The sequence below is a fragment of the Acinetobacter johnsonii ANC 3681 genome (genome assembly GCF_000368805.1).
GTDB classification, from domain to species: Bacteria; Pseudomonadota; Gammaproteobacteria; order Pseudomonadales; family Moraxellaceae; genus Acinetobacter; species Acinetobacter johnsonii.
This window is the reverse complement of the sequence record NZ_KB849704.1, coordinates 188,729-214,796: the sequence shown is the minus strand read 5'-3', so window position 1 is coordinate 214,796 and position 26,068 is coordinate 188,729. Positions and strand designations below refer to the sequence as shown.

Below are 26,068 nucleotides of genomic sequence, written 5' to 3'. Positions count from 1 at the left end.
AATAGGACGGAAAACAAGCGCTTGGCCTTAGACCAAAGCCCTATATGAATAAATCACATGAACACATCTGACTCAGCATCACTTGGCACCAAAAACTGCGCCGTTTCAGGAATATCTTCGACTAAATCAAAGCCACCATATTCATCACAGCTAAAGTTAAACTGCTTATAACTAATCAGATAATAATCACTGTATTTTTTCATTAACAATGGATGCATTCCAGCACTCAATTCGGCTTGTTCATGCACCAACTTCATAATCTGACGGTCATTCATTACCACGGTATAGCGCATGTCATTATAGTATATGTGGACCAGTCCATTACCCTTGGCAAAAATCGGCAACAGAAACTTATGATTCAGTGCAATGGCATCTGGTGCATAGCTTTCAATCTTTTGACTGATCATATTGAATACTAAACCATGTCCAAAACTATCCATTAACTGACAGCTATTTTCTTGCGGCAAGTTGACTTGAATACCCAGTTTCAGCAGATCTGTCTGGCTCACTTGTCGATTGCTGAGTAACTCGCGGATAATGCTTTGTTTTAGCTTGGCATCAAAAAATTGACCGTCTAACTCAAGCTCATTATTTTTCAGAATTCGCCCCAAAGAAAAGCGATGACGCGGCAACAAGTTTTCGATCACTTTACGGTAGTAAAACTTACTGTTCTTTTTCACTTCACGAATTTTTTTATAAAAATACGGCGCATCAAACTCATGACGTAAAAAATCGTGTAACAAATCTGAACTGGCTAAAACCGCAATCGCATCATGCCCTGTAAAAGGTAAGTTCAGGGTATTCAGATTCGGTACGACCGTTTGTAATTTTTCATAATGCGCACGGTCTTCAGGGCAGTAAGGGTCATAAATAACAATGTATTCACACTCTGCCGAGACATCCTTCGCCTGTACCTGCATGTCATGGTTCAGTTCAGGCTGATAGAACATGTTATAGCGGTTATCGGTCACCTGTTCAGGGTCAATCGAATACTGCGGTACCAAGGCCACCACGCGTTTAAAACCAAGCAGCTTAGAGTATTTAATCGCAGCATAGCCGCCCATTGACCCCGCATAGGCAATACGGGTTTGAAAAGGCGCAATCCACGCGCGAATTGCTTCCAACATGGCCAACATCGAAGACTCTGGAAACCATGACTTATGTTTTGGCATAATGCCAACCACATTGAAGCCAAACTTTGCTAGCGACTTTTCAGCATTGATCGACGTTCCCTTGGCACGGGTAATCAGGTCGCCAAAAGAGAAAATAAGTTCGTCCGATGAACCCTGTAAAAAAATGACACGAATCTGTTCGTCTTCAAAAATAATTTGTTTCGCCATGTCCATGCTGAGAGATTTCATTCCTATAAAGTGAGGTCATGTTCGTTCCATACAGCATAAGCGATTTCATCGAACCAAATGTGTTATTTTATAGATGCAGAGCAGATAAAAAAGCGCAAAATATGACACAATTACTCCATCCTGCAGCACAATACGGGTTTAGCGCAGCTGCTGAACTTTATCAACAAGTGCGTCCAAGTTATCCACAAGAGATCCATGCCTGGCTCACCGAGCAGTTGCATTTAAACGCAAATTCACATGTGATTGATCTTGCCTCGGGTACAGGAAAGTTTCTGCCTTATCTGATTCCGCATAGTGGACAGCTCACTGCCGTCGAACCTGTTACCGAAATGTTAGCTCAGCTCAAACTGGCTTACCCACAGGTGGAAACATTACAAGCCTTTAGTGACCATATTCCCCTGCCTTCGCAAAGTATCGATGCAGTTTTATCTGCGCAAGCCTTCCACTGGTTTGCCAATCTGGACAGTTTAAAAGAAATCCATCGTGTCCTAAAACCGCAAGGGCATTTGGGCTTGGTCTGGAATCAACGCGACACTCAAGTCGACTGGGTCAATGCTCTGGCAGAACGGCTTGCTCCTTTAGAAGGAGAGACCCCGCGTTATCATAGTGGGCTATGGAAAAAAGTCTTTGAACATCAACACTTATTTCAGCTCAAAAGCCTGCATCAGTTTGCACAGCAGCAAACAGGTACAGTAGAACAAGTCGTCTCAAAACGCCTCCTTTCGACCAGCTTTATTGCCGCAATGCCTACGGAGCAACAGCAGGATTTAAAACATCAGTTTGAACAAATTGTGCAGCAGTACACGGGTAAACAGCCACAAGACGAAATCAGTTTTCCTTACATCACCTATGCCTATCACTTTCAAAAAATAGCAGAATAATAGGACACCGATATGAACCCACATACTCTTTCATTGAAACAGGTTCTACTGCCGCTTCTTTTAGGCAGCAGCTTAATCCTGACAGGCTGCAATAAAGCCAATGAACCTGCTGGGCAAGACACGCTTTCGAGCGATGATAAAGTTCTGCAAGAACTTAGCTCCGAACCCGTCAAAAGTTTTGCTAAAACAGCCAATGATCCACACGATATTGCGCTCTTGGTCGACTATGACCAGCGCTTTAGTAGCATGAGTGATGAAATGGAAGATGAACTCATGAAAATGCGTGAGGCAGGCACGCTCTCGGATGAATTTGCAAAAACACGTCAACAAGACAATATTCAGTCTGCACTGAATATGCTGAAAGAGCTGGATTTAAAAACAGAACAAGGACGCTACATTCAAACTCTGATGTACCAATATTGGGATAACCAAGCCAAAATCATCCAAGATAAAGCCGCAGCACCACATGATAACGTGAAAGGCCTCGGTGAGCTCATTCATGCCCAAGAGCAGCTTGAACACTGGCAGTCGCAGTATCCTAAGGCTCAAGATACGATGTCGACAGGCTACTAACTCAATCACGGACAAAGAAAAGGGATCAGATGATCCCTTTTCTTTGTATGTGTTCTAACTATGGGCGTTCAGCATATTGTGGTAATGCATCACAAATGTTGTCCCACTCGGCTTGAGATGCCACAAAAATATGCTGCGTCGGCTTTTGCTGTAACGGGGTATCTAAAGTGCCGATCCGCAAACGGTAAAACTCAGGTGTTTCAGCTTTAATACTGACAAGAGGTGAACCACAGTTGCCACAGAAACAACGCTCTGTGCCTGCACTCGATGCATATTTTTTCACAACGTCTTGACCAGAGGTCAGTTTAAAATCCGCCTTAGCAATCGGTGCATTGGTTGCATATGCCGTTCCATTGGCCTTACGACATTTTTGACAATGGCATTGAATAATATCGCCAATCGGCCCATCAATTTGATAAGTCACTGCACCGCACAAGCAGCTGCCCACATACTGCTGAAGATCCGACATCATGATGCTCCTTGAATTTTTTATTCAAATTAGCACAGCTGATTTTCAGTTGCATCGCTTATGGCGAATTTTTTGCCACATTCAAATACTGCATCACACCCTCACCTGCGGCACGTCCTGTTGCAAAACATGCAGTGAGTAAGTAGCCCCCTGTGGGTGCATCCCAGTCCAACATTTCCCCACATAAAAAAACAGCGGGATTGGATTTTAATTGTAGCTGCGGGTTCAGGCCTTTACGGCGCACACCGCCAGCACAACTAATGGCTTCTTCAATCGGACGAAAACCAGTTAAAGGAATCTGTAATTGCTTCACCTGCTGCGCCAATTGTTCAGGGTGATTCCAGTGATCTTTTGCAACCAACTCTCGCACTAAACTTGCCTTGGCTGCATCTAAACCTGCTTTACGCCAAATATTACTTAAAGACTGTTTTTTTGTCGGTTTCAGACGCACAGCCAATTCTTGAACCGTGACATCAGGCAGTAAATCAAGCGTTAACACTAAAGGTTGGAGCTGTTTTTGCTGCGCACGCAGCGCTCGACCTTGCTTATAGATCAAACCACTTTCTAGGCCATAATGGGTGATGACGATATCGCCCATACTTTTTTCCGCATCGCCCACCCATGCCGCGATACGTTTCAGTGGCTGACCAAAGACGGGTTGCATGTAGGTTGACCATTCATGTTCTACCCCAGCATTGCTGGCTTGAAAAGGCTCAATTTCATCGGCCTCCAACCAGTTCTGCCATGCGCCATCACTACCGAGCTGAGACCATGACACCGCTCCGCAAGCCAAAACGATCGCATCATAGCTCTGGCTGTGCACTTGATCGCTAAGCAAAGATTTAATTTCAAGCGTATGCTCTTTGAGGCTGAGGCATTGATGACGATAGTAAAACTTGACGCCTGACTCAACCAAGCGTTTCAACCATGCACGTAATAAAGGCGCGGCTTTCATTTCAATCGGGAAAATACGCCCAGACGTTCCGACATAGGACTCAATGCCTAAACCTTTCATCCATGCTTGAATCCATGTGGCATCCCACTTACGAATCCAAGGTGCCAACCATTCGGCTTGATCATAGCGACCAATAAACTGCTCCACAGGTTCTGCATGAGAGATATTCAGTCCTGTTTTACCCGCCATCAGGAACTTACGTGCAGCAGATGGTTTTTGCTCAAACACATCGACCTGAACATCATATTGGCTCAACACTTCTGCCGCCATCAAACCGGCTGGGCCCGCCCCAATAATTGCAATACGCTTTGGCATGATTTATTCAGCTTGATCCGAAGATTGCACCTGAGGGGTCTGACCTTGCAAAGCCTGAAACGCGTCAAAGCGCGTGCGATAACCTTCAGGTTTGGTGATGATCAACTGTTGGCAGAGCTCACCACGTTCTAAATATTTAATTTCAAAATGCGTGCGCGCTGAGCTATCCGCAATACGCTCTTTTACAAATGGTAACTTCCACACCTCAATCAACTGTTGCTGTGCTTCTTCGATATATTCTGGAATATTGCTGGCTAAAGTAATTTGTCCGCCCACTTGTAAACGTGAAATCAGAAACTCAAAAAATGGCATATTCAACCAGCGCTGCGCAGGATTATGCGGTTCAGGGTTGGGATAAAGAATAAAGAACTGTTCAACCTGCTGCGGTTGCAAGGCATGTACCACCCACGGTAAAGCATCGGCATGTACCAGCTGTAAATTCTGCTGACCTTCTAAGCCATGTTGTTTCTGCATCGCCACAAACTTTTCACGGGTCCGCTCAACTGCAATCAGCTTTTTCTCAGGGTGATGGGCCGTAAACAATAAGGCATGTTTACCCTTGCCCGCCCCAATTTCCACACATAGTGGATCAGGACTGATCATTTGAAAATCACGAGGCGCATGCATACGCTGGGCTTGAAATTGACGAATCGGCATAATCAGATCAAACTAAGAAAAAACCGCATCAGTCTAACAACTGCCAACGTTTTTGCCTATTTCAATCCGAAAATTTTATCTGGAGTCGATCATGCCACACACTTTCCCTTGTCCCCGTTGTGGAGAAATGAGTCAATGGGAAGACAACGCCTTTCGTCCATTTTGTTCTGAACGCTGCAAACTGATCGACTTAGGTGCATGGGCTAATGATGAATATCGCCTCCCAACGCAAGATGCACCACAAGCAGAAAACTCAGAAGAATAATATGTTTAATTTCATGATATTTTTCATATTTTAAGAGAAATTGTTCATTATTTAATGTCTTAATAGTCACTTAAAAGGATAATTCGTCGACTATACTCCCCCCAAAATTGATACATGCCCACAGCATGATCAGGTCACAAAAACAACATCCTAAAGGGGGATAAGATGAACATCCTAAGTAAGACTATTGTTTTAATTGGCATTTTACTCGCGATCTGCCTATTCAGTTTTGGCATCTATATGCAAGATCTGTTGATCCTATCGGTTGGACTATTAGTGGCCTTATTCTCTATCGTGTTGGCTCTAGAAACCCAACACATTTTGAATAATCCATTTCGCAAATAAAAAAGTCAGCAGCTGCTGACTTTTTTATTTTTTAATGAGACCTCAAAGCGTTTAGCCTGCTTTTCCTGCCACAAAAGGGTTATGTTGTTTTTCAAAACCAATGGTACTGATTGGCCCATGTCCTGAAATGAACTGCGTCTCATCGGGTAGGCTAAAGCATTCACGCTGAATAGAGTCAATCAACTGCTGATGATTACCACGCGGGAAGTCGGTACGACCAATCGAGCCTTTAAACAACACATCGCCGGTCCAAAGCAGACCATAGTTTTTGTTATAAAACATCACATGACCCGGGGTATGTCCAGGGGCAAAACGTACTTCAAACGCTTCATTGCCCAGTTTAAGGACTTCACCGCCTTCAAGCCATGTCGTGACATCCACCTTTTCAGGAATAGGAAAACCATAACGCTGCGAGACTTCTTGGATCATATCCAACCAAAAGGCATCTTCTTTATGCGGGCCAATCACAGGGACATCCCACAGTTTTTTTAATGCCCCGACTGCTCCAGCATGATCTAAATGCCCATGTGTCAACCACAGCGCTTTTACTGTCAAACCCAACGCTTCAATTTCTGCTTTAAGTTTCTCAGGCTCTCCACCTGCATCAATTAAAATTGCTTCTTTACTGTCACTGTCCCAAACAATAGAACAGTTCTGCTGAAATGCCGTTACAGGCACAATTTTAACTTGCAACATAGAGTGTCAACCTCAATTCGTTTTGCTGGCTAATGTCTGCTTTAAGGCATCAAGATTAGCCTGAACCAGCGTATTGAGCAATTGCAAATGATCTCCGCGGCTGTTCAAGGCTGGAATATATTGATACCGCTCTCCACCTTGAGACAAAAACAATTCAGCATTCTGAATCGCCAGTTCCTCTAAAGTTTCTAAGCAATCCGCTGAAAATGCAGGACTCATAATTTGCACCGATTTCACTCCTTGCTCTGCCCATTCGGTCAATAAGGCATCGGTATACGGTTTCACCCATTCTTGCTTGCCAAAGCGGGATTGGAAACTGATCGCCCATTCATCTTCCACTAGGCCTAACTCTGCCGCCACCAACTGCCCTGTGATGCGGCAACGGTCGGCATAGGGATCACCCTTATCGGCATAAGGCTGTGGAATACCATGGAAAGACATTAACAGCTTTTCAGTCACTCCATGTTCAGCACGGAAATCGCGCACACTTTGCGCTAAAGCCTGGATGTATAAAGGGTGCTGATAATAATCGCGAATAATGCTCAGCCCTGGCAAATTGCGCTGCCTTGGAATCCACTTCGCGAAAGCATCATATAAAGGCGCGCTAGATGTTGCAGAGTACTGCGGAAACAAAGGAAAAAGGACAATATGATCTTGTGGTTTTTGACTCAATTCAGAGAGCAAGGGCTGAATGCCTGGATTACCATAGGTCATCGCAGGGACAATATTCAACTCAAACTCAGGGTATTGCAAAATCAACTGTTGTTGTAACGCAGCCACTTGAGTCAGTAAAATTTCTCGCATTGGAGAATCGCTGCCCCACACCATCTCATAAGCATGGGCAACGCGTTTCGGGCGAAACGGCAAAATAAATAAACGGAGAATAATTTGCCAAAGCGGTTTGGGAATTTCAATCACCCGCTGGTCTGACAAAAACTGATCCAAAAAGCGACGCACTGCTGAAGCTGTCGGTGCATCAGGCGTTCCCAAATTTGCCAAAATAACAGTAACTTTTGCTTTTGTTGCAGTAGACATTCAGCCCTCGTGGCTCGTTTTCGAATGTCTCTACTGTAACAGTTTTCAGTTCATTATCTAAATGGATAACTACGAAGATTGAAATTGAAAAGGCCGATCCTTTTCCAATAAATTACTCTCCAAAAGTTTCGTCGCCTTCGGGGTCAACTGCCAGAGCATGCGCTGACGATCATCTCGACCCGACTGAATAATCCAATCATTTTGACGCATTTGCATTTTAATACTGTGCAAAGCACGAATATTAATTTGCGAGCGCGCAATAGCATGGGCACGAGGCATTTCTAGACGTGCATCATTCAAACCAGTTTCGTTTAAATATTCATTAATGCGTTTGGAAAAATACTCTTCGGGGGTTGGGTGAATAAAGGTTGTCCCCAAAACCGAGAGTAACTGCGCCCAAGTCATCTGCTTTTGAATTTTAAGCTCTTTGAAATTGCCATCTTGATAGGCATGCATCCGATAATCAAAGGCAAAAAACTCATGCATAGCCACTTTGGGTAGAGACAAAAATGGATCAACTTCGCGTTTACCCGCTTCAGTTTCAAGTTGCACCAGTTTGGCTTTGAGTTTATCTATTTCGTCATGCAAGACTTGAGTATTCTGCGGACGTACCCAACCGGACACAGGATAGCGCTCCAGCATCTGCGTCATATTCAAGCGAACGGCCATTTCCAAGTCACGCATGGTGCGATAAGTGAAAACCTGATCGACTTCGTTTTGGAGTAGTTTTCTAAACTCTTTGAATTTTTCACGCAGCTCAGCTTTGTCGTCATGTAAACATAACTCACGGGCATCAGGATCATCATGCATAAATACAATAATAGGCTTTTGTTTGGTGACCGCATAAATGTATTCAAGGTGCATATATCCCACCCCTGACACGGACTGTTCGCCATATTTGCTGCCCAGCAACAATATGACATAGTCACAGTCATCGATCTGACGACGTGCAAAGGCCGTTGAAAGTGGTGTCCGTTGTTCTAATCCCCAAGAAAAAAATCCCATGCCCACTAAAGTTTGGGCCAAAATGATCCGCTCTGGTTGCATCTCGCTTCCAGAGGTGGTTATAAACACTTGATAACGCTTATCGAGCATCGGTTATCCTCATTATTCTTCGCAGCATCCCATCCCCCAAATTCCATTAGATAGACACTGCGACTAACTCAAGCATATTAGGTTGCAATTTTTGACTATATATCAAAATACTCGACTTATTTGTTTAAAAATTAATCAGATATATTTGAAATAGTCCAATTTAGTTCTGGTTCAAGCAAAAGTTGTAAGATAGGTCTCAAACTTTCTGCATTATTTCCACTGACATAACATTCAATTCGAACATCACCATCATGATTTTGTTCAAATAATAACTCATTTTTGATTAAAATACGGGCTGTTTGTCGTGCAACTGCCAGTCCAGAGTCAATTAATGTCAGTTTCTGACCAAAAATAGATTGTATCGCTATTTTCAAAAAAGGGTAATGGGTACAGCCTAAAACTAAGTAATCTGCACCCTGATCGACAACGGGTTGTAAAATATCTTTTAAAGTGGCTAAACATGCCGCACTCATCTGCGCACCGCTTTCAACAAAAGGTACTAAATCTAAGCAAGTCACTGGAATCACCGTGACTCCCGAAGGCTGTGCAAACTTTTCAACCACATCTTTAATCAGCTGCCCGCGAAAGGTCGCAGGGGTCGCTAGAACAGCTACTGTTTTGGATTTGCTTTGCAATACCGCAGGTTTTAGGGCAGGAACAAGGCCTATAATAGGGAAATTGTCGCCATAGTGCTCGCGTAAATAATCCAAACTAAAGGCTGAAGCAGTATTACACGCCACAACTGCAACCTTACAGCCTTTGCGGTAAAGCCACTCAATCGCTTGTGCAGTCAATTCTCGGATATTTTGATCATCGCGTGGCCCATAAGGCACATGTGCAGTATCGGCAAAATAAATAAATCGTTCATGCGGTAAATGCTTGGCAATTTCTTGAGCGATGGATAAGCCGCCTATTCCAGAATCAAATATCCCAATTGGCGCATTGGCTGTCGCTTTTGGCATGGGGTTGATCAGAGGGAATAAGGGCTGAATGGCACTCATGGGGACTCGTTGCAGTATAAAGTTAAAAGATCAATCAAGCTTAAACCTCAGGTGCCTAATTGCAATAGCAAATCACCACTTTGTAAGCACAGTTTGGCTTCACCTTCCGCATCTTCGCTTAGCTCACCCATTTCCACCAAATGAAAAAAAGCAGCACGCTGAATCAGTGCATTAATGCCAAAGCGAACATGCACATAAGGACGTAGCTCCCCTTGGAAGGCACGCATAAAAATGGGATGGTCTTCATCAACAATCACCACATCCTGTGTGGTCGTGGTCAGTTGTAGGTAGATTTTACCTGCAATTTCGACTTGATCGACCTGATTGACAAATAAAGGCTCATCTTCAACCTCGATTTCAATCTGCTCGACCGGGGTTTTGAGATAAAACTTATCTTCTTCTTTCCAAAGTACCGTTGCAAACAGCTCAATCATGGCTTGGCGTTTGATCAATTGACCTTCGTGCCACCATTCTCCATTGGCTAAAACCTTCAAATCCATTGTGCCACAATGCTTTGGGTGCCATTGATCTAAAGGGGGGATTGACCTTTTGTGACCGGACTGTCCACCTTTTATGTATTGTGCAATATCGGTTAAGTTTTTATTATCAGCAATAGCTACTTTTTTCGTCGGATTTGCTGAGTTGTGCTGCTTATCCATAAAATTCATGCCTGTCTGACGGAAAAATAATATGATTCAGCCAATTGGCTAGAACTCGGTTTAAACCTATACTAGCTCACAATATAAAAGACACGATGATAAATTTTGTGTCTGGGAACTAAGAACACTCATGGCAGCACCGTTCTTTGAGTCAAAACGGTTGCCACCTTTAACCATATGAGGAGTCCTACATGGAACACATCGAACGTGAATCGATGGAGTTTGACGTAGTCATCGTTGGCGCAGGCCCTGCTGGCCTTTCTGCTGCGATTAAAATTCGTCAACTTGCAATTGAAAACAACCTTAATGATCTGTCCGTTTGTGTCGTAGAAAAAGGCTCTGAAGTTGGTGCGCATATCCTTTCAGGTGCTGTGCTCGAACCGCGTGCGATCAATGAGTTGTTCCCTAACTGGAAAGAAGAAGGCGCGCCTTTAAATGTTCCAGTAACTGAAGATAAAACATATTTCTTAATGTCTGCTGAAAAGTCACAAGAAGCGCCACACTGGATGGTTCCTAAAACCATGCATAATGATGGCAACTATGTGATTTCACTCGGTAACGTGGTGCGTTGGTTAGGCCAAAAAGCTGAAGAATTAGAAGTTTCTATTTTCCCAGGTTTTGCTGCATCTGAAATTCTTTATCATGCCGATGGTACCGTTAAAGGCATCCAAACCGGTGATATGGGGATTGGTAAAGATGGTGAACCAACACATAACTTTACCCCAGGCTATGAACTACATGCCAAATACACGATTTTTGCGGAAGGCTGTCGTGGTCATTTAGGTAAGCGCCTGATTGCCAAGTTTGATCTCGATAAAGATGCAGACCCTCAACACTATGGTATCGGCATCAAAGAACTATGGGAAATTGACCCTGCAAAACACAAACCAGGTTTGGTGATGCACGGTGCAGGTTGGCCTCTAGCTGAAACCGGTTCTTCTGGTGGTTGGTGGTTATATCACGCTGAAAACAACCAAGTTACTTTGGGTATGATCGTAGATTTATCTTACGAAAACCCACACATGTATCCATTTGCAGAAATGCAACGCTGGAAAACGCATCCACTGATTAAGCAATATCTTGAAGGCGGTAAGCGTATTTCTTATGGCGCACGTGCTGTTGTCAAAGGCGGTTTCAACTCTCTGCCGAAGTTCACCTTCCCAGGTGGTTCTTTAATTGGTGATGATGCAGGCTTCCTAAACTTCGCTAAAATTAAAGGCTCTCACACTGCCATGAAATCGGGCATGTTGTGTGGCGAAGCGGTATTCGAAGCGATTCAAGCTGGCGTTGAAAAAGGTGGTGACCTTGCCATTGCACGTGTGCTTGAAGGTGAAGACTTCTTTGCAAAAGAGTTAACCGCTTACACAGACAAGTTCAACAACAGCTGGTTAAAAGAAGAGTTATATCGTTCTCGTAACTTTGGCCCAGCAATGCACAAATTTGGCACGTTCGGTGGTGGTGCATTTAACTTCATCGATCAAAATGTATTTAAGGTCCCGTTTACACTGCATGACTTAGTGCCTGACTTCAGTACACTGAAAACTGTAGATGCAGCAACAGTGAAACCGAACTATCCAAAACCAGATGGTAAGTTGACCTTTGACCGTTTATCTTCAGTATTTGTATCGAATACGGTGCATGAAGAAAATCAGCCAGCACACTTGAAACTGACTGATGCTTCTATTCCTGTGAATGTAAACCTACCAAAATGGGACGAGCCAGCTCAGCGCTACTGCCCTGCTGGTGTTTATGAAATTATGGAAGAGAACGATGGTTCGAAGCGTTTCCAAATTAACGCGGCTAACTGTGTGCACTGTAAAACGTGTGATATTAAAGATCCATCTCAGAACATTACTTGGGTAACTCCTGAGGGTGGTGGTGGTCCGAATTACCCTAATATGTAATTCCTTACGACACGGCAAAGCGGTTGCTTTGCTAACCGTGTCTCATACCCGAACATGTAATGTTAAAACGGGCTTGCGCTGAGGCGCATTTCCGAGCAAGTAATCGCTTTTAGATTAAAAAAATCCCTTCAGCATTGAAGGGATTTTTTTAATTAATAGGCATCTGACTTTTTGCTAAAAACCATCACTGTTGGCCCTATCGCGGTATGTCCAACCCCATGATCTTGATAAATTTCAATCCGATAATCGGAACACTGATAGACATATTTATTTTCAGCTTGTTTCCAGCCGTTTTGCGCCACCTGAAAGCGTTTTAATACTCGACTTTTAAAAACATCTAAATCGGTTTCATACGTCGCAAGTGGCCCATCTAGAAAACTTAAACTGTATGAAATAATCATTTTAGAATGCGGATCGTAACGAATATGCTGAACCCAGCTCACACCTGCTTTTTTAATTTGTGTATCTACACCTTGTGCAAATTCAAACTGATAATTATCGCCCCCTAAAATAACCGCTTTTGCGGTGGGATGATGCTGTTGAAATTCACGAATATGCTGTCCAATTTTTAAACCTGCAACATTCATCGTACCTACAGGAACTTCACAAGATTTTGCCCAAGAAATTGAACAAAATAATGCAAAAATATGAGCCCATAAGAACACATTTATTCTTTTCATTCTGATTTCCTTGGATGAACTTGATTTCTTTTTCTTTACTCAAGCTCATTTTAAAAGGCTAAGACAAATGTCCTAACCTTTTTTAACTAAATAATGAAATTCTTTATTGCCGTTTTCGTCTAAGCGCTCTTCTTGCAGCAAAAGTTCATGCCCAAGATGCATACAAAATTTCGGAATATCCCATGAAGTTGAATTATCCGTTGCAAACACCTCCACTACATCTCCCGATTTAGACTTGCGAATAGCTTGATGCAACATCATCACAGGCTCTGGACAGCGTAAACCACGGGTGTTTAATTGGATGCTTGGGCTCACTTCCAAATCAGACATATACAAACTCAAAAATTTAAAAACTTGCCAATTTTAACACAACTGCCCATTTCGCATATCTGTTTGCATAGTTTGATGGTAGATGAACCTCATATTTAAAAGTATTGATCTAATCATTCATGCAATCCTTGCTTAATTACAATAGACAAGTGTGTTTTCTACGGTATGATAAAATTAAGTTTTTTAGATATTAAGAGTCTTTAGGAAAGATCATGCACGAGGAATCAGGCCCGTCGTGGGGAATGCGTGGCTTACGCAAATGGTTAGGTACCGCGCCAGAAACTCGCGATGAACTGTTAAAGTTAGTTCAAGATTCACGTCGTTTTTTAGAACCCGATACTGTTGCGATGTTAGAAGGCGTATTAGACCTTCCAGCAACCAAAGTCCGCGAGGTCATGACACCGCGTACATCGATGATTAGCCTACAAGAAGATGATGAGTTACTCGACATTTTGCATACTCTGGTTGAGTCGGCACATTCACGTTTCCCTGTCTTTTCATCAGACCAACCAGACAATGTCGTTGGCATTTTATTAGCCAAAGACTTATTGCCTTTCTTAACTGAACCAAACAATAAAGTGGATATACGTGCGCTGATGCGCCAACCTTTATATGTGCCTGAAAGCGCACGCTCAGACCAAGTGCTTCGCATGTTGAAAAACACCCAAACGCACATAGCGGTGGTGATTGATGAATATGGCACGACCTCAGGTTTAGTGACGCTAGAAGATATTTTGGAAGAAATTGTCGGTGAAATTGAAGATGAACACGACAAGATCGATGAAGAGGCGGAATATATTATTCCCGATAATGACCCAACGACCGCAAATACATGGCTGGTTCAAGCACTTACACCAATCGAACACTTTAACAATCTTTTAGATGCAGACTTTTCTGATGATGAGGTTGAAACTGTGGGCGGTTTATTGCTTCAAGAAATTGGTTTAGTGAGTGATTTACAAGGTCAGGTGATTGATCTTGAAAATTGGGAATTTACCATTGTAGAAGCAGATGCACGTTCTATTCATCTGATTCGAGCCGTTCGTAAATGAGAGCTTACTTTGACAAACTGTTAACCCCCAATCCACAACAAAAACAGTTACCTTTAATTTATCCACTTTTAATTGCCTTATTTTCAGGGGCGGTCTTTAGTTTTGCACTCGCCCCTTATCATTATTGGTGGTTGGCAATCTTATCACCTGCACTGCTCTATACCACTTTACGCAGGCGCAGTGCAAAACAGGCCTTTGGCATTGGTTGGGCCTATGGTTTTGGCCTATGGTTCGTGGGGGCTTTTTGGCTCTACACTTCCATCCATGTCTATGGCGATACCAATAGTGCCTTAAGTGTCGGTATGATCGGTATTATGGCCTTGGTCATGGGTTTATTCAAGGCAGTTCAAAGCTTTATTTACCGCCGCTTTTTCCCTGAAACGCCACTAACCTTCGCTCCGCTTTGGGTGCTTTTTGAATGGGCAAAAACCTGGGTCTTCACAGGCTTCCCATGGCTGTTTGCAGGCTATGCCTTTACCGAACGCTTACTGGATGGTTATGCGCCATTATTTGGTATCTTCGGGGTGTCGTTTGTAGTCTTGGTGTTGGCCTGCGCACTGGTCGAAGTTTTAAACCGCCGCGTCTTTTGGGTCATTCCTTCTGCCTTATTGGTACTTGGTGCATGGGGCGCATCAAAAATTGAATTCGTCTCCGCAAAAAATACGCAGCCATTATCGGTTTCTTTAATTCAAGGCAATATCCCACAAGACTTAAAATGGCTCACTGAGTATCAACTAAAAACACTTGGAATCTATGCTGATTTAACCAAAACAGAATGGGGACGAGACCTCATTGTTTGGCCTGAATCCTCTATTCCGATGTTCCAAAGTGATATCGAACCCTTTTTAGCTGCAATGACAGCACAGGCCAAGAAAACCAACACGGCGTGGGTCACCGGTATTCCATACTGGGATATTTCAGGCTCTGAAGCGGCAGGTCGACCACTGTACTACAACAGCATTATGGCCAATGGTGCTGAAGCCGAAGGACTCTATAAAAAGCAACGTTTAGTGCCTTTTGGTGAATATATTCCACTATCCGGTTTACTGAAATGGGTATTGCCTGCCATGCAGAATGATCCGTCGATGAGTGGTTTTTCACGTGGCGAACAACAGCAACAACCGCTTTCTATTCATCAGCAGCACTTAGGCGCGGCCATTTGCTATGAAGTGGCTTATCCGAACTTGACGCGTCGTAATGCCAGCCAAAGTGATTTCTTGGTGACAGTTTCCAATGATGCATGGTTTACAGGAACCGCAGGCCCTTTACAGCATTTACAGATGGTTCAAATGCGTGCCAAAGAAAATGGACGCTGGTTTATCCGTGCCACTAATACAGGCGTGACGGCGTTTATTGACCATCAAGGGCATATCGTAAAACGTGCCCCACAAGATGTGGCAACCGTGCTTCGCGGCGAACTGCCTGCTATGCAAGGTCAAACGCTGTATACCCGTTTAAGTGACTGGCCAATTTTAGGTTTCTCAGTCTTTTTACTGATCTTGGGCTGGATCTATCGTCCACGTAAAGTCGATGTATCATTTAAGTCTCGTCGATAGTTGCTATTGTTAGATCAGATTGTTCCAAAGAAAACCCCAAGCTGAGCTTGGGGTTTTCTTTTTCAATTATAGTAGCTTGGTACCTACTGGAACATCTGTATCAGGCACACACAGCACCACGCCTGCATCTGAATCATGAAAGCCTGTCACTAAGCACTCAGACTGGATGGGACCAATTTGTTTGTTTGGAAAGTTAACCACCGCCACTACCAATTTACCCAACAACAGTTCAGGTTGATAACGCTCAGTAATCTGCGCACTCGATTTCTTAATGCCAATTTCATGGCCAAAGTCGACATGTAAAATATAAGCGGGCTTACGTGCTTGCTCAAAGACTTCGGCCTGAATAATACGCCCGACTCGGAGCTCGACTTTTAAAAAATCCGCCCAATCAATCTGTTCCATATTTCACTCTATATTTATATTTTCTACAGTATAGAGAGCGAACACTAGGATCATATACAACGAAACAGACAAGCGATCCTATCTTTTCGCCATTCTTCATGACGCAATAAAAAACCGAGTCTATGTGCTCGGTTTTTTATCACAACTATGAATATCAGTATTAAATTTGACTGACCAAATAGGACACCATACCGGCTAAAAAAAGCATCGGGGTATAACGGTAGAACATGACCACTTTTTGTTCTAATGCTGTAATCTGTACTTGATCGAGTGTGAGTACGGTTGCTTTTAAGGCAGACCAAAAGCTCAAAACCGCCCATGTGCTAAACAGACTGATTGCAAAGAAACCCACCATGATTTGGCTGCTGCCTTCAGTCGACTGCCACACACTTAAAACCCCTTGAGCAACAGGAAGCATACTCAAAATCAAAAGAACAGATTTGAGCATCGACCAATGGAATTGGCTCATTTCATCCAACAAGGTTAATGCTTTCATTCTATTCTCCTCAGGCAAATCAGTTGCCATTGAGAACATTATGCAAGGATTTAAATAAATAAAAAGCCTATTTTTATCCATAATTTACATTATTTGTAATCAATAAATATGGGAATAATTCTTATTATAAATCTCAGCTGATGCTTATTATATTTAATATTTTAAAATCATAATCTTAGATATTAGTTTTAAATTAAGATGTATTATCATTACAGTCCACATTGACATAACCTATGCACTGTAATGATATATTCAATCAAACCCAATATATAATAATTCTCAATTAAGGTTGATACTGAATATCAGCATCGGTTTCTTCACCACCTTGTTGTCCATCTGCGCCAAAAGAATATAAATCAAATGGTCGTCCATCGCTCCCAGGTGCAACATATTGAATGTCATTATCCCAACTGTCTTTCGGATATCCACCTTTCACATAACCGCCTGGTAACCAATTTTTTGCAGACTCAGGCTTATTCACCAAAGCGTCGAGTCCACCCTCTTGCATCGAAGGGTATTTATCATTGTCCAATTTATATTGATCCAATGCCGCAGCAACACCTTTGAGGGTTATGACAGTAGTATCCACTTTGGCTTTTTCACCGCGTCCCATCACATTGGGTACAATTAAGGCTGCCAACACACCTAAAATAACAATCACCACCATGACTTCAATTAAGGTAAAGCCTGAAGCTTGGCGTCTATAGATTTTTGATTGCATGTGAATTTTCTCTTCCATCTTATATTTTTAAAATTAAATCATGTTGTTCATGTTGACGATTGGCAGCATCACTGCGATCACAATCACCAAGACAATGCTTGCCATCAGAACCAACATCAGTGGCTCAAGTAAAGCCAGCAAGGTCGATATGAGCGTTGTCACCTCTCGGTCTTGCATGGTCGATGCGCGCTCCAACATCCGATCCAATTCACCCGACGTTTCACCACTTTTAATCATTTGTACCATCATCGGTGGGAAATAACCACTGCGCTCCAGCTGGGTCGCAAGGTTTCCACCTTCGGTCACTTTTTCTGCGGCATGATTGACTGCATCGCGAATCACCCAGTTATTACTCACCGCCGCGCCAATTTTTAATGCATCCACCAAGGGCACACCGGACTGGGTCAAAATCGATAAGGTACTGGCAAAGCGTGCGGCATTTATACCACGTGAAAGTTTACCGAATAATGGCAGTTTGAGCGTTAAACGATCAAAGGCATAATGCCCTGCTGTGGTTCTTAAAAAACGCAGTAATAAGCCGATGCCGAGTACACTGCCCACCAATAAAAATGGCCATGCCACTCGAATAAAATCGCTGGCTTTCATCAAGGCAACGGTAATCCATGGCAAGGCATCTTTGCTTTGGTCAAAGGTTTTGACAATGTCAGGCACCACATAGGTCATGAGTCCCATCACGATGGCAAAAGACATCAGCATTAAAATAACCGGGTAAATCATCGCGCCTTGGATTTTCTTTTGCATTGCAAAGCGATTTTCGGTGTAGTCTGCCAGCTGATCTAAAATCAAGTCCAAATGTCCTGAACGCTCACCAGCGGCAATCGTGGCAATGTACAACTCTGGAAAACGTCCAGATTGCTGTAAGCCTTGCGCCAATGAGTGACCTTCCAATACTTTAGAACGCACTGACATCAATAGATTTTGTACATGTGTTTTTTCTGACTGCTTTCCAACCGCACGAATGGCTTCTTCCAACGGAATGGCCGCCGCCACAAGTACCGAAAGTTGACGTGTCAATAAAGCCAAATCATAGGCGGTAATTTGTTTTTGAAACCATATTTTACTGCTGTGCTTATCTTTTTGTTCAACAGGATCAACCGAGACTGGAATCAGCGCTTTATCACGAAGTTGTTGCCGAATTTGACGTGCTGAATCCCCTTCGAGCACGCCTTTTTGCTGCTTTCCTGCGGCATCGAGTGCGGTAAATTGATATGCTGGCATGTTTACGCTTTCTAATTGTCCATTTAGTCATTTGGCGCTGTTGCATGTCGGCACCAAAATCATTCATATTCTAAGTTATAAATTATGTCATCACTCTAACACAACTCATTCATCGCACAACGACAATTTCATCAGGACAGTTTGAGCCTTTTATGCCAGAGAATACACTTTCTACCACACCAAGCTACCGTATCCGCGTGGCTGTTCCTGTTTATCTATATGACTGTTTTGACTATAGTTTAACGGCTGAACAATACCACCAAGCTGAAGTGGGTGCACGTGTGGCTGTCTCATTTGGTCGCCAAAATGTGGTCGGTGTCATTGTTGAGAAACTCACTGATGAGAAACCACTCGATTTAGGCTTTAAACTCAAAGCCATAACTGAGTTGCTCGATGACAACGCTATTCTAGATGCTAAAGTTTTAAGTTTATTGACATGGTCAGCGCAATATTACCAATTTCCGATTGGGGAAGTGATGCATGCTGCTTTACCCAGCTTTTTACGCCAAGGCAAACCTTATAACCTACTAGCGCGAATGTGGAAGCTGATTGATGATCATGCCGAAGACAAATTAAAGCGTTCTGAAAAACAACAAGATGCCTATAAAATTTTAAAGCTGCATCCCACAGGAACTTCTGAAAACATTCTAAATTTGGCTGGCATTGAAACAGCGACCTTAAAAGCCTTAGAAAAAAAGCAAATCGCCCAGTGCGTACTTGAAGCCCAAGACTTTAAACCGCAAGCCATGACGCTGGCGCAAATGCCCCTCACACCCAATGATGAACAAAAGCGAGCCATTCAAAACATTCTCAAAGCTCGTCATAGCTACCACGCTTTCTTACTGGATGGTTTAACCGGTAGTGGGAAAACTGAAGTCTATTTGCAAGTCATGCAAGAGGTTTTAAAACAAGGCAAACAAGTTTTGGTATTAGTGCCTGAAATTGGTCTCACCCCACAAACAGTGAGCCGTTTTCAGTCACGTTTTCACTGTCATATTGCGCTACTACATTCTGGTTTAAATGATTCTAAGCGCCTGCAAGCCTGGCAAAGTGCACAAACAGGCAAAGCCTCGATTGTGATTGGCACACGTTCTGCCATCTATACGCCCCTTCCGCATTTGGGTTTGATTGTCTTAGATGAAGAGCATGATCTATCTTTCAAGCAACAAGAGGGCTTTCGTTACCATGCTCGTGATGTGGCTTTATACCGTGCACACTTAGAAAACTGTCCGATTATCCTCGGTTCTGCAACGCCAAGTATCGACAGTTATGCGTTGGTCGAACAAGGTAAAATGACCCGTTTGGAGTTGGACCAACGTGCAGGTGTGGCCGTGATGCCGAAAATGCATGTGATCGATCTGAAAGTGGCACAAAAACAAAATGGCATCAGCCAACAGCTGATTCATGAAGTACAAAAGCGCTTAGACAAAAAAGAACAAGTGCTGATTTTCTTAAATCGTCGCGGCTATGCGCCTGTGTTGATTTGTGAAAGTTGTGGATGGCAGGCGAAGTGCCCACATTGCGATGCCAATTTTACCGTGCATCGACAGCCCTATCAGCATTTGCACTGTCACCACTGCGGCACTATCCACCGCATGCCTGAACACTGCCCGCAATGTCAGCATAGCGAACTGAAACCAATTGGTTTAGGCACCGCGAAAGTTGAAGAAAACCTACAAGCACTGTTCCCGAATTTTGACGTAATTCGGGTTGATCGTGACTCGACCAGTCGGGTCGGCAGCTGGCAAAAAATCTATAACAAGATTCAGAAAAGTGAACCCATCATTTTGCTCGGCACCCAAATGCTGGCCAAAGGACATCACTTTCCTTATGTGACTTTGGTGGCGATTTTAGACATCGATTCAGGCTTACTCAGTGTTGACTTTCGTGCCACAGAACGTACCGCACAGCTCATCATCCAAGTCGCCGGACGTGCTGGGCGTGGCGAGAAAAAAGGCGAAGTCTATTTACAAACTCTACGTCCAGATCATCCTTTGCTGAATACCCTGCTGGAATCGGGCTATCGCAGCTTTGCCAAGCAAACGCTGAAAGAGCGTAAAGCTGCATGGATGCCGCCTTATCGCTATGCGGCTTTATTGCGCTGTGAATCCAAAGACCAAGAACTGAACCAAAGCTTTTTACAAGAGCATGCACAAGCACTGCGCCAAGCCTCAGAAAACAGTATTGATATTTGGGGACCGATTCCTGCGCCGATGGAGCGTAAAGCAGGCCGCTATCAAGCGCATATGGTACTCCTGTCCAAAGACCGTGCGCGGATGCATTTTTACATTCGTCAGTGGTGGCAAAATGTCTGGCACAACAAACCGCATGGTATGAAATTGAGCCTTGATATTGATCCACAAGAGTTAAGTTAAGACTTGACGTGAATAAGGTTTAGACCTGAGTCGCGTTCTCCCTTAAACTTCCAACATAAAGAAAAAAATTTAGGACAGGGCAATGTCTCTACTGCTTCAAATCACCCTCTTTTTGGCTGCGGCACTGATGATCGTTCCGTTGGCCAAACGGCTGGGGATTGCCACGGTACTCGGCTATTTATTTACAGGCATCTTACTCGGTCCCAGTGTATTCAATGTCGTCCATGACCCTGAAGACATTCATAAACTCGCTGAATACGGCGTGATTTTCTTGATGTTCATTATTGGACTCGAACTTCGCCCGCAACGTTTATGGGAAATGCGTAAATCCATTTTTGTGATGGGCAGTTTACAAGTGATGCTCTGTGGCGTGCTACTGGCATGCATCGTCTTTTTTGCCCTGCAACAACAGATTGCAGCCAGTGTCGTGATTGGTTTTGCCCTTGCCCTCTCCTCCACCGCATTTGTGTTGCAACTGCTCAGCGAAAAACAGCAGCTCAATACCACTTTTGGTCAGCAGTCCTTTTCCATTTTACTCTTTCAAGATATTGCCGCGATTCCGCTGATTGCGATTATCCCCCTCCTTGCGGGAACAAACTCAACCCATCATGGCGTGGCCTACTTTGCAGCGATTGTTGCTACCTTTACAGGCTTGTTTTTATTTAGCCGCTACCTCATGCGCCCTTTTTTCCGCTTTGTGGCCAAAAGTGGCGCGCACGAACTGATTACTGCAGTCGGTTTGTTTATTGTCTTAGGCGTGGTCGCGCTGATGGATATATTAGGCATCAGTACCACCTTGGGCGCATTTTTAACTGGGGTGTTACTTGCTGACTCTGAATTCCGTCATGAACTGGAAGCCAGTATTGCACCATTTAAAGGTCTACTTCTCGGTCTATTTTTCATGACCGTCGGGATGAGCACGCAAGTTTCGCTGCTGTGGGAAAACCCAAGTCTGATTATTGGCGGTGCATTATTGCTGATGTTGGTCAAACTGCTGGCCTTAACGGCCATCGCCCGCTACTTCGAGTTTTCATGGCGAAATAGTTTGATGCTGGCAACCTGTTTGGCACAAGGCGGTGAATTTGCTTTTGTGGTGCTCAATGTTGCCATGAGTGAACACGTGATTACGCAAGCCATTTTAGAGCCGATCAATTTGATCGTGACGTTGTCGATGATTCTAACGCCTATTCTGTACTGGCTAATGAGTTCGTGGGTGGTGCCTCTATTCGAGAAAGAAACTACACCTGTCTATGATGAGATTCCTGAACAGCATAACCCGATGATCATTGCTGGCTTTGGCCGTGTCGGCCAAATTGTGGCACGACTGGTTCACTTACAGCACCAAACCTTCACGGCGATTGACAGCAATATCGACAAGGTCGATTTCGTTCGCAACTATGGCGGCAAACTCTACTATGGTGATGCCACTCAACCCGATATCCTGCGTGCAGCCGGTATCGAACATGCCAAAGTGTTTGTATTAGCCATTGATGATATTGAAGACTCGATGAATGTGGCACGCCATATCCGGCTCAATTATCCAGATTTAAACTTGCTGGTCCGTGCCCGTGACCGACATCATGTGCATTTGTTGCGTGACTTGGGGGTAGAGCATATTTGGCGTGAAACCTATTTATCGTCTTTAGGGATGGCCTATTTTGCTCTGCGTAATCTCGGAATTGCAGAACAAGATGCTTATAAGAGCATTGAGTTATTTCGCGATTATGATGAAAAACTGCTCGCACAGCAGCAAAGTATTTATAACGACGAACAGAAGGTCTATGAAACACATCGTAATGCTCTAGCCGAATTAGAACACTTATTTGAAAGTGATACGCAGCTCCGTCAAAGTCCTGTTGGCGTTGACCTACAACGCGAGTTACAACATGACCGAATAGATGTCACACGGGATGAAGTAAAATGACTTGTGTTTTACAATATCGTCACCATTAAGACAGGATATTGGAGAAATTTATGTCTGATTTGCGTCAACGCTTTTATATTGAAGATAGTCCTGTTCGTGGTGAAGTGGTTCATCTAGAAGAAACCCTACAAACCATATTAGCGCAGCGTGATTATGCACCTGCAGTCCAAGTGCTGTTAGGTGAAATGCTTAGTGCCACGGCATTACTTGCCAGTACTTTAAAAATTAAAGGCCGTATTAGTTTACAAATTCAGGCTTCAGGTAGTTTCAAATGGGCCATGGCTGAATGTAACCACCTTGGTGAAGTACGTGCCTTGGCGGATTATGAAGCAGATCCACGCTTTAATGCTGCCGACAGCAGCAGTACAGTATTGAGCACCCTCATTAGCCCTGTACTATTTATTAATATTGAGCCAGAATTTGGTGAGCGTTATCAAGGGATTGTGGCTTTAGACAAGCCAAATCTTGCGGGTTGTTTAATGCAGTACTATGACCTGTCTGCCCAAATTCCAACGCGTATCGTTTTGGCCAGTTCAGCCCAACGTGCTGGCGGTTTACTCATTCAGCTGTTACCACGTAACAGTGAAGAGGAACAAGAACGTGTCGACCAAGACTTATGGCCACGTCTGACCATGTTAACTGAAACGCTCAAAATCGAAGAGTTAACCGATTTAGAATCCAGTGAAATTCTTTACCGTTTATACAACGAAGAAGAAGTACGCTTGCCTGAAGTTGAAGTACTGAAATTTGGCTGTACCTGTTCTAAAGAACGTTGTGCTCAAGCGCTTGAACAAATTGGCGCCGAAGCCGTTCGTGAAACGCTAGAACATCAAAACCCGATTACCATGGACTGCCAGTTCTGTAACACACAATACAGCTTTAGTGCAGAAGAAGCCTTGGGTTTATTTGGTGAACACTTAAGCTAAGCACGTCATGTGCAATAAAAAAAGAGCAGCTGAACTGCTCTTTTTTTATGCCTTTGTTCTCATAAAAATAAGATAATTCAAATGATTCATCACTTTTATTCATAGATATTTCACTGGTCACACCGCTTAAATTTCGTTATAAATAAACCCATAATTTTTATATGTCTTTATTTTTCTCTTCCATTGGGGTTTTATCATCATGAAATTTTCTTGCAGTCTTTTCGTACTCAGCAGTTTATGTGCCTTCTCCAGTTTTGCAGCAACTGATCCTTTGGTCGGAAAATGGAAAACTATCGATGATAAAACAGGATACTCTCTCAGTGATGTCATGATTGAAAAAGACAAAAACAATAGCTATAAAGCAGTCATCGTAAGTACGCGTGAAATTCCAGGTGCGGTAAAAATAGAAAACTGTAGCAAGTGTGATGGTATCCATAAAAATCAGCCCATTGTCGGCATGACAACGCTCAGCCATTTGCAGTTAGACAATGCCAAAGATTCGACCTATAGCCATGGACAGTTCCTCGACCCTTTCACAGGGTTACGTTATGACGCATATGCACGACTCAGCAACAATGGTAAGCACTTACGAATTCGAGGAACGTCGACCGAAAATGGCGGTGGACGCAACATCACATGGGTCAAATATTAAGTATCCCTCATCCATCAAAGCCCCTTTCATCGGGGCTTTTTTCTTGTCATGTTTTGAAACAATAAGGAACATATCTTTACTGTTGAAATCTGCTGAAAGGCTGAATAATGATTAAAACTTAATCAATTTATTTAATCTTATTTATGCCGAAGAACCATTATGAAATACTCGGTTTAACGCGAGATGCGACCGCCGAACAAATTAAAAAAGCCTATCGAAAATTGGCACGTAAGTATCATCCCGATGTCAGTAAGGAGCCTGATGCTGAAGCACGTATGCAAGAATTGAATGTCGCCTATGACACCTTAAGTGATGAAACAAAAAAAGCAGAATATGACTTTGAACTCGATCATCCACAAGGCTCACAGCAATTCAACCCCAATGCAGGCTTTGGCGGTTTTGAAGAAGTATTTCGGAACGCCCAAGGCGGACAACAGACACATGATTTTTCAGGGTTTGAAGACTTATTTGGCCGTTTTGGTTCAGGTTTTGGAGGATCAAACTATCAATATCAACGCCAAAATAGCACTCGCCATAAAGGCGAAGACCAACATGCGCGTTTAGAGGTCGATCTTGAGGTTGGATTCCACGGTACCACCCAAACCATTACCTTACAGATTCCCACTTTAAATGCTTATGGTGAAGCAGAAATTCAGCGTAAAACGCTGGAAGTTAAAATCCCCAAAGGCATGAAAGAAGGGCAACAAATTCGCTTAAGTGGTCAAGGACAGTCAGGTATTCAGGGCGGTGAAAATGGCGACCTGTATATCGAAATTTATTACAAAGATACGGAGACCACACGCGTTGAAGGGGTTGATGTCTATCACCAACTGAATATTAGTCCTTGGGAAGCTGCTTTGGGGCAAAGCATTACTGCCGCGCTACCTAATGGTCGGACATTACAAATTCAAATTCCGAAAAATACCAAAACGGGACAGCAACTCCGTTTAAAAGATCAGGGGATTCCAGCCAAAACGGCAGGACATTTATATTTAATTTTAAACATTGTTCAACCTCCTGCGCAGAGTGAGCAAGAACAGCAAGCTTACCAAGCCTTTGCTGAAGCCTTCCCTCACTTTAAGCCGCGTCAGTCTTAAGGAGAAAATTATGACGACTATTCAATATCGTGAAATTATTTTAGACGGATGTCGACACGCTGAAATTGTTGATGAACAACATAGCTTTGATTTAAAGCATTTTGCTGAAGCCTGCGGACAAAGTCCTGAATGGGTTTTACAGCTGTTGGAATATGACATTCTGCCTAACCGACCCGATAACCGCATTCACCAATTTTTTGGTGATGATGTCTCACGTGCACGGCGAGCCTATCGCTTACAACGTGACTTTGATGCCAGCTTTACTGCAGTCGCAATGATGCTGGATTTGATTGAGGAAGTTCAAAAACTTCGTCGTGAAGTAAAACATTTACATCTCACTGACCCAGTTCAAACGACTCAACACTAGTTCTATAAAGAAAGATGGGCGCATGCCTTTCTTTCTT

28 protein-coding genes are annotated in these 26,068 nt (G+C 43.4%); 13 read left to right on the top strand and 15 right to left on the bottom strand.

Annotated elements, in window-relative coordinates; genetic code table 11:
- Positions 1-53 precede the first annotated feature (53 nt).
- Positions 54-1,340, bottom strand: a complete 1,287-nt coding sequence (locus tag F946_RS03240) for a hypothetical protein (RefSeq protein ID WP_035326401.1) — start codon at positions 1,338-1,340, stop codon at positions 54-56.
- 122 nt (positions 1,341-1,462) lie between these two features.
- On the opposite strand from F946_RS03240, the gene F946_RS03235 reads away from it, so the two are divergent.
- Positions 1,463-2,242, top strand: a complete 780-nt coding sequence (locus F946_RS03235; protein WP_004978855.1) for a class I SAM-dependent methyltransferase — start codon at positions 1,463-1,465, stop codon at positions 2,240-2,242.
- Positions 2,243-2,254: 12 nt separating this feature from the next.
- Complete coding sequence (locus tag F946_RS03230) at positions 2,255-2,815, top strand: hypothetical protein (RefSeq protein WP_004978852.1); 561 nt, start codon at positions 2,255-2,257, stop codon at positions 2,813-2,815.
- 58 nt (positions 2,816-2,873) lie between these two features.
- Here the strand turns inward: F946_RS03230 and F946_RS03225 are convergent, their stop codons facing one another.
- Genes F946_RS03225 through F946_RS03215 form a run of 3 tightly spaced genes read right to left on the bottom strand, consistent with a single transcriptional unit; the run spans position 2,874 to position 5,217 of the window.
- The gene (locus tag F946_RS03225) at positions 2,874-3,284 is read right to left on the bottom strand and encodes a GFA family protein (RefSeq protein ID WP_004978849.1); all 411 of its coding nucleotides are present in this window, start codon (positions 3,282-3,284) and stop codon (positions 2,874-2,876) included.
- A gap of 58 nt (positions 3,285-3,342) precedes the next feature.
- A complete protein-coding gene (locus F946_RS03220; RefSeq protein WP_004978847.1) occupies positions 3,343-4,554 on the bottom strand; it encodes a TIGR03862 family flavoprotein in 1,212 nt (403 codons plus the stop codon).
- A gap of 3 nt (positions 4,555-4,557) precedes the next feature.
- Positions 4,558-5,217, bottom strand: coding sequence for a class I SAM-dependent methyltransferase (locus tag F946_RS03215; protein WP_171065382.1), 660 nt, complete (start codon positions 5,215-5,217; stop codon positions 4,558-4,560).
- Between the two features lie 85 nt (positions 5,218-5,302).
- Between F946_RS03215 and F946_RS03210 the strand changes: the two genes are divergently transcribed.
- Together F946_RS03210 and F946_RS16960 are read left to right on the top strand one after the other, a co-directional pair.
- A complete protein-coding gene (locus F946_RS03210) occupies positions 5,303-5,476 on the top strand; it encodes a DNA gyrase inhibitor YacG (protein WP_004692619.1) in 174 nt (57 codons plus the stop codon).
- A 165-nt stretch (positions 5,477-5,641) separates the two neighbouring features.
- Positions 5,642-5,821 (top strand): hypothetical protein, encoded by a 180-nt coding sequence (locus F946_RS16960; RefSeq protein ID WP_004978843.1) that lies wholly within the window; start codon positions 5,642-5,644, stop codon positions 5,819-5,821.
- Between the two features lie 51 nt (positions 5,822-5,872).
- Here F946_RS16960 and F946_RS03205 read toward each other — a convergent pair whose 3' ends face one another.
- From F946_RS03205 to F946_RS03185, 5 genes are all read right to left on the bottom strand, one after another.
- A complete protein-coding gene (locus F946_RS03205; protein WP_004978841.1) occupies positions 5,873-6,517 on the bottom strand; it encodes an MBL fold metallo-hydrolase in 645 nt (214 codons plus the stop codon).
- Positions 6,518-6,529: 12 nt separating this feature from the next.
- Positions 6,530-7,552: a ferrochelatase gene (gene hemH / locus F946_RS03200; protein ID WP_004978840.1), complete on the bottom strand. Its 1,023-nt coding sequence runs from the start codon at positions 7,550-7,552 to the stop codon at positions 6,530-6,532.
- 69 nt (positions 7,553-7,621) lie between these two features.
- Entirely contained in the window at positions 7,622-8,647 is a 1,026-nt protein-coding gene (locus F946_RS03195; RefSeq protein ID WP_004978837.1) for a DUF4062 domain-containing protein, read from the bottom strand.
- 131 nt (positions 8,648-8,778) lie between these two features.
- Positions 8,779-9,648 (bottom strand): glutamate racemase, encoded by an 870-nt coding sequence (gene murI / locus F946_RS03190; RefSeq protein ID WP_004978835.1) that lies wholly within the window; start codon positions 9,646-9,648, stop codon positions 8,779-8,781.
- Between the two features lie 47 nt (positions 9,649-9,695).
- Positions 9,696-10,307 carry a DUF1285 domain-containing protein gene (locus tag F946_RS03185; protein ID WP_004978833.1) on the bottom strand — a complete coding sequence of 204 codons (612 nt, stop codon included), beginning with the start codon at positions 10,305-10,307 and terminating at the stop codon, positions 9,696-9,698.
- 191 nt (positions 10,308-10,498) lie between these two features.
- Here F946_RS03185 and F946_RS03180 point away from each other — a divergent pair, with 191 nt between their 5' ends.
- Positions 10,499-12,211, top strand: a complete 1,713-nt coding sequence (locus F946_RS03180; RefSeq protein WP_004692627.1) for an electron transfer flavoprotein-ubiquinone oxidoreductase — start codon at positions 10,499-10,501, stop codon at positions 12,209-12,211.
- A 152-nt stretch (positions 12,212-12,363) separates the two neighbouring features.
- On the opposite strand, the gene F946_RS03175 is transcribed toward F946_RS03180, so the two are convergent.
- Together F946_RS03175 and tusA are read right to left on the bottom strand one after the other, a co-directional pair.
- Positions 12,364-12,891 (bottom strand): hypothetical protein, encoded by a 528-nt coding sequence (locus tag F946_RS03175; protein WP_004978831.1) that lies wholly within the window; start codon positions 12,889-12,891, stop codon positions 12,364-12,366.
- Between the two features lie 72 nt (positions 12,892-12,963).
- Positions 12,964-13,221, bottom strand: a complete 258-nt coding sequence (gene tusA, locus F946_RS03170; protein WP_004692640.1) for a sulfurtransferase TusA — start codon at positions 13,219-13,221, stop codon at positions 12,964-12,966.
- A gap of 212 nt (positions 13,222-13,433) precedes the next feature.
- Here tusA and F946_RS03165 point away from each other — a divergent pair, with 212 nt between their 5' ends.
- Together F946_RS03165 and lnt are read left to right on the top strand one after the other, a co-directional pair.
- Complete coding sequence (locus F946_RS03165; RefSeq protein ID WP_004978829.1) at positions 13,434-14,273, top strand: HlyC/CorC family transporter; 840 nt, start codon at positions 13,434-13,436, stop codon at positions 14,271-14,273.
- On the top strand, positions 14,270-15,829 hold the full coding sequence (lnt, locus tag F946_RS03160) for an apolipoprotein N-acyltransferase (protein WP_004978827.1): 1,560 nt from the start codon (positions 14,270-14,272) through the stop codon (positions 15,827-15,829). The genes F946_RS03165 and lnt overlap by 4 nt, the downstream gene beginning before the upstream one ends.
- A gap of 66 nt (positions 15,830-15,895) precedes the next feature.
- Here the strand turns inward: lnt and F946_RS03155 are convergent, their stop codons facing one another.
- From F946_RS03155 to gspF, 4 genes are all read right to left on the bottom strand, one after another.
- Entirely contained in the window at positions 15,896-16,234 is a 339-nt protein-coding gene (locus F946_RS03155; protein WP_004978826.1) for a tRNA-binding protein, read from the bottom strand.
- 160 nt (positions 16,235-16,394) lie between these two features.
- Entirely contained in the window at positions 16,395-16,730 is a 336-nt protein-coding gene (locus tag F946_RS03150) for a hypothetical protein (RefSeq protein ID WP_004978824.1), read from the bottom strand.
- Between the two features lie 283 nt (positions 16,731-17,013).
- On the bottom strand, positions 17,014-17,451 hold the full coding sequence (gene gspG / locus F946_RS03145; protein ID WP_004978821.1) for a type II secretion system major pseudopilin GspG: 438 nt from the start codon (positions 17,449-17,451) through the stop codon (positions 17,014-17,016).
- A 33-nt stretch (positions 17,452-17,484) separates the two neighbouring features.
- The gene (gene gspF / locus F946_RS03140) at positions 17,485-18,690 is read right to left on the bottom strand and encodes a type II secretion system inner membrane protein GspF (RefSeq protein WP_004978820.1); all 1,206 of its coding nucleotides are present in this window, start codon (positions 18,688-18,690) and stop codon (positions 17,485-17,487) included.
- A gap of 152 nt (positions 18,691-18,842) precedes the next feature.
- Here gspF and F946_RS03135 point away from each other — a divergent pair, with 152 nt between their 5' ends.
- The 6 genes from F946_RS03135 (at position 18,843) to F946_RS03110 (ending at position 26,031) form a co-directional block, all read left to right on the top strand.
- Positions 18,843-21,065 (top strand): primosomal protein N', encoded by a 2,223-nt coding sequence (locus tag F946_RS03135; RefSeq protein ID WP_004978818.1) that lies wholly within the window; start codon positions 18,843-18,845, stop codon positions 21,063-21,065.
- 82 nt (positions 21,066-21,147) lie between these two features.
- Positions 21,148-22,989: a monovalent cation:proton antiporter-2 (CPA2) family protein gene (locus tag F946_RS03130; protein ID WP_004978817.1), complete on the top strand. Its 1,842-nt coding sequence runs from the start codon at positions 21,148-21,150 to the stop codon at positions 22,987-22,989.
- A 50-nt stretch (positions 22,990-23,039) separates the two neighbouring features.
- Positions 23,040-23,915, top strand: coding sequence for an Hsp33 family molecular chaperone HslO (gene hslO, locus F946_RS03125; RefSeq protein WP_004978815.1), 876 nt, complete (start codon positions 23,040-23,042; stop codon positions 23,913-23,915).
- Positions 23,916-24,114: 199 nt separating this feature from the next.
- Complete coding sequence (locus tag F946_RS03120; protein ID WP_004978814.1) at positions 24,115-24,567, top strand: DUF2147 domain-containing protein; 453 nt, start codon at positions 24,115-24,117, stop codon at positions 24,565-24,567.
- Positions 24,568-24,710: 143 nt separating this feature from the next.
- Entirely contained in the window at positions 24,711-25,664 is a 954-nt protein-coding gene (locus tag F946_RS03115; protein WP_004978812.1) for a DnaJ C-terminal domain-containing protein, read from the top strand.
- 10 nt (positions 25,665-25,674) lie between these two features.
- Positions 25,675-26,031, top strand: a complete 357-nt coding sequence (locus F946_RS03110; RefSeq protein WP_004978810.1) for a chaperone modulator CbpM — start codon at positions 25,675-25,677, stop codon at positions 26,029-26,031.
- Positions 26,032-26,068 lie beyond the last annotated feature (37 nt).